Below are 4,937 nucleotides of genomic sequence, written 5' to 3'. Positions count from 1 at the left end.
TCATCGCGCGATATGCGGATCGTCACCTGATGCGGTTCTTCCGGGGGGATGCTGCGTTCGCCATCCCGGAGCTATACAAAACTCTGGAACTGGAAAACTATTTCTACGCCATCCGCCTTCGGGCCAATCGCGTTCTTCAGGGCAAGATTGCGCATCTGCTCAAGCGCCCTGTGGGTCGTCCGCCAAAAGGCGTGAAGCGCATCTACGGCGACTTCCAATATCAGGCGGCATCTTGGGACAAACCTCGTCGTGTCATCGCCAAGGTGGAATGGCATCCCAGCGAGTTGTTCCCGCGCGTGGGCTTCGTGGTCACCAACATGCCGATGGAACCCGACTGGATCATCCGCTTCTACAACCAACGCGGCACCGCCGAGCAATACATCAAGGAAGGCAAGCAGGCGATCAACTGGACCCGTTTGTCCTGCAAAGGCATGGCGCAGAACGAGGTGCGGCTGCAACTCCATGCACTGGCTTACAATATCGGTGCCTTCCTACAGGGCACTGATCTACCTGATGAGATAGCCGACTGGTCACTGACAAGCCTGCAGACGCGATTGATCAAGATTGGTGCGAGGGTTGTGCGTCACGCCCGTGCAATCACCTTCCAACTGGCCGAGGTGGCTGTCAGCGGCGATCTGTTCAACCGCATCCTTGCGGCCATACATCGGCTGCGCGCACCGCCGGTTCCCTAATGACAACATCGTTAATCATAAAACCTGAACAAAAGCGGCTCAACCGGTCTATCCATACGGGGGTCGGTCAGACCAATATCCGGATCAACCTCGCCCCCGAGACCGGAAATCGGGCGCAGTTCGCGCGTCAGATGCCCGAACAACGGCACCATGGGTGCAAGAGGCTTGATAGGAGCGCAGAACAGCGGCAAGGTGGGCGGGAGGACGTTCTACTTGGGGAATGTCAGCTGAGAATCCCGCCAATAGCTTTTGTATAGGCCGCCCCTGCTTCGGGGGCTGTTACGTTCAGGTCCGTGACTGAGGATCGGATGGCATCCAGGTTACTCACCCCGGAAAGCAGCGACTGTACTGCCTCAGGCACCTCGGACATAGCCAAATCCACTTTACTGCGGGTTTCTTTCAGTTCTGATACGAAAATGGTGCCGCCAGAGGATATGAATGCCGACGACTGCCCACGCTCAACCTGCAAATAATGAATCAGGTTGTTTAGCTTTAGAGAATTGAATGTGTCATTCTGTGTTTTTTGGGCACTTTGGTAAAGCCCCCAATCAGTTAGCCCTTTAATGCCACCAACTGCGGCCAATGCAATGAAGGGCAACGCCAACAATGCCAAAATTTGAGCACGAAGACTCATCGTTAGATTCCTTAACTGATAAAAGACTACAAAATTCATACAGGGTTACGTATAGGCAATCGGGCATTAGCGGGTCGTAAAGCCGCGCGATTTTTTCACTGTAATTTCACGACACAAGGTACGAATTTCCGTTCATTTTTAAAATTGGCTGGCGGAAGCCATATTTCAAACTTATCTGAAAAACAGAATATATTTTGGAATAGCTGGTGCTCCGCCTTTTCCTAAACACCTAAATTCATCAGGGCCGAAACGACCACCTATGCTCTTTTTGGGTGAAAGTTTCTCAGCCTTCCGCAGCATGGCAACAAGCGAAGGAATCCACAGCAAATATCGGCAAGCCAACCTGGAAAACTCATCTTTGGTCAGCAAAAAGTTGCTCTGAAAGACTGGATCATCTAAAAATCCAGTCCACGTCAGGCGTTCAGCCCAAACCAGCGGTTCAGTTAAAGTCCGAAGACGTGCAGATACCTTCAACACGGATACCTTTTGCAAAAACATCCGCCCTGAATAGACCTTCCAGCACATCCAGGGCGGTGAGGATTGATCAAGAGATCACAAACAATGGGGGGGCCAGAACTCAGCGGCCCTGAAACCTCCTCCACCTATTCTCAAACCAGGTAGAAGTTCAGTCAATCACCAGTCAAAACGCTCATATGTCTCTGTTTCCACAGAAATAATTTCAGAACTACTGTCAGTAACAACAGGTTCAGCCATGACGTCCGTGGTTTCCCTTTCGTCACTAGCCGCGTCTCCCACATCGGCGTCCCAGGAGGCATTGTCCGGCGCGATCTCTTCACCAACTGCAGCATGGATTTCCAGCACCTCAGGAGCCTCCTCAAGCTGCGGCGCACCAGCATCCCCGACCTCCAGCGTGAAACCACTCTGCGACGTGAGCGGTGCACCGTTGAAACCCGTATCCGATATTATGATTTCGCCTTCAATGCTGCCTTCAAAGCCTGGTGGTGATGAAATTTCAAGGTAGTCCGTATTCCAGCCCGACAAATCAATGGGTCCGCCATCGGAGATCGCTGTGTCGTCCCCACTCATGAGAAGGGTATTCTCGGGCAAACCCTCCATCGTCACCGTCGCCTGATCACTGGTTCCGTGAAGTTGGACACCAACTTCAAAGGTTCCGTTTTCCTCGACCGCCACACCCGGATCGGCCTGCAGCGTTTCACGCCCGTCGGTATCAGGGCCATCCCATTCAAGCTTCAGACCAGCGTGGCCGTAGTTCTCAAAATACCGGACCTCAATGTCGTAGGTACCCGGGGCCAGTTCTATCTCGCCGGTATGGGTGTAAAAACTGTGAAGCCCATCGTTGTCGACGACTTTTTCGCCATTGATGTATAGCACAGCGCCATCATCGCCTCCCAGATAGAACGAATAGGCGCCACCTTCCTCAACCGTGACCTGACCTTCGATTCTGGCACCGAAGGTATCAGTGGCCCCGCCTTCCCAGAAAGAACCTGCACCGTTTTCATAGTCTATTTCACGCACAAATTCTTCATGGGTGGGATCACTCCCCCAATCGATCTGATCCAGCGAACTCAACGTCTGACTGACATCGAAATAACTCGCATGGAAGCCGCTCACCAATTCCCCACTTGGCGCGGTGTGATGCGCTGCGTTGACATCGAAGGTGATTGCCTGCGTGCTTTCGTGGGTCAGACCGTTGTTCATCGAAGTCACATGAAGCAGCTCAGCCTCGACTGGGCCCGTGAAATCCACAGGCGGGGTTATCGCCAAGATGTCGCCATCCCAGCCCGTCAGATCTACCGCACCGTCCGGCCCGGCCAGCAAAGATTTTTCGCCGACCTCGACAATCGAGCCATCCGGCAAACCCGAAAGGACAAGCGAGGTATCACCAGACAGGTCGAGCGTCCCCATTTCCACGTTCAGGGTCAATGGCACTCCCCCGACGGTCTGTGCATCCGCCATATCAGGTGCCGTCACCAGTTGACGTCCATCAAGCCCCGGCCCTTCCCATTCCAGCGTCAGGCCCGCGTGACCATAGTTCTCGAAATAGCGCACTTCGATATGGTGGGTGCCCGGTTCCAGGTCAATTTCGCCGGACCGGGTCTGATAGGCATGCAAACCATCATGGTCGACGACCGGAACCCCATCGACAACAAGAACCGCGCCATCGTCGCCTCCCAGAAAGAACTCGAAGGTCCCGCTTTCATCAACCTGGATATTGCCCGAAATTTCCGCGCCGAAGGTATCCTTTGATCCATCCTCCCAGAAAGACGAACTGCTATTCTCATAGTCGATCACTGTCGTCACTTCCTGATGGGTTGGATCCGCGTTCCAATCCATATCGTCCAGTTCCCGCAGGCTTTGATTGACGTCGAAGTACCGCGCATGGAAACCGCTGGAAACAGACATCTCTGCAACATCGGCAACATCTACAGTAAAGCTTTCACTGGTGCTCAGCCCACCTTGATCGGTGACTGTTACCTCAACCTGCAGGCTGCTTTCCGCCTCGTGGTCCAGCGCGACACCCGGCTTTAGTCGCAATTCACCTGCGACCACCTCGAACCGGTCATCCGAAACCTCGAATGTATGGCTATCGCTCGCATCCGGATCGTCAAAGCTAAGTCGGCCAACGGCGGCGCCCTCGACGTTCTCGGCCACTGCATTCTCCGCAGCGACCAATGAAATATTGTCAATCAGAGCCCCATAGCTGTCGCTTTCGCCATCGGGTTCACGCAGCTCCAGCTTATCTTCTCCGGTTCCAACGACCTGCATCTGAAAAGTTTCCCAGGCCGACGATTGCGGATCCACTTTCGCAACCAATTCATCATTCCAGTAGACTTCGACCGTATCGGTTCCGCCTGTCAGACGTTCCCGCAGATCCATGCCAAGATCATATAACTGCCCGCCTTCGGTCTGAATGACCTGTGAAATGCTGTCGACACCATACCCATGATCCATTTCCATGAGCTGTTCACCGTCAGATGCCTGAACACCGCCCAGGTTGTCCCAGATTTCGATCCCATTCTCATCCGTCCAAGCACCGCTTTCATCGCTGCCAAAGCCTCGCCAATTCCCCCGGCTCAGGTCGAATTCTTCGAAGCTGCCGTTACGAACCAGGTTTTCATTTCCGACATCTAGGGTCAGGTTCTCTGGCGCTTCGTTCACATCCGCAACCGCAACGGTGAAGCTCTCGCTCACACTCAGACCCGCAGCATCCGTCGCCGTCACCTCGACCGCGATCTCTGCCGCCGCCTCATGGTCCAGCGCCACGCCCGGCTTCAGCTGCAGCTGGCCTGCGACCACCTCGATCCGTTCATGCGAGGCCGCGAAGCTAGGGCTGCCCCCTGCGCCCGCACCCCCCTCCGCCGACCTTCCTTCAAAGGCGCCGTTACGATCTACCTCATCCGAGCCGCCATCCAGCGTCAGGGTCTCTGGCGCTTCGTTCACATCCGCAACCGCAACGGTGAAGCTCTCGCTCACACTCAGACCCGCAGCATCCGTCGCCGTCACCTCGACCGCGATCTCTGCCGCCGCCTCATGGTCCAGCGCCACGCCCGGCTTCAGCTGCAGCTGGCCTGCGACCACCTCGAACCGGTCATCCGAGACCTCGAAGGTATGGCTGTCGCCTGCGTCCG

General features: G+C 55.1%; 5 protein-coding genes. 1 reads left to right on the top strand and 4 read right to left on the bottom strand.

Translation table 11 applies throughout. The annotated features are described in order from the left end of the window. A partial coding sequence (locus PH5382_RS19185) for an IS1380 family transposase (protein WP_156414925.1) occupies nt 1-692 on the top strand: 692 nt, incomplete at its 5' end. A gap of 11 nt (nt 693-703) precedes the next feature. Here PH5382_RS19185 and PH5382_RS19895 read toward each other — a convergent pair. From PH5382_RS19895 to PH5382_RS19175, 4 genes are all read right to left on the bottom strand, one after another. Next, nucleotides 704-844, bottom strand: coding sequence for a hypothetical protein (locus tag PH5382_RS19895; RefSeq protein ID WP_156414924.1), 141 nt, complete (start codon nt 842-844; stop codon nt 704-706). 71 nt (nt 845-915) lie between these two features. Further along, complete coding sequence (locus PH5382_RS19180) at nt 916-1,365, bottom strand: nitrate- and nitrite sensing domain-containing protein (RefSeq protein ID WP_082645780.1); 450 nt, start codon at nt 1,363-1,365, stop codon at nt 916-918. Between the two features lie 132 nt (nt 1,366-1,497). Beyond that, a complete protein-coding gene (locus PH5382_RS19890) occupies nt 1,498-1,803 on the bottom strand; it encodes a hypothetical protein (protein ID WP_197410088.1) in 306 nt (101 codons plus the stop codon). 156 nt (nt 1,804-1,959) lie between these two features. Continuing rightward, the coding region (locus PH5382_RS19175; RefSeq protein WP_058335983.1) for a PA14 domain-containing protein at nt 1,960-4,937 on the bottom strand (2,978 nt) is incomplete at its 5' end.

This window comes from Phaeobacter sp. CECT 5382, from assembly GCF_001457775.1.
Lineage (GTDB): Bacteria > Pseudomonadota > Alphaproteobacteria > Rhodobacterales > Rhodobacteraceae > Pseudophaeobacter.
Note: the sequence above shows the minus strand (reverse complement) of the source record. Positions and strands in the feature narration are given on the sequence as shown.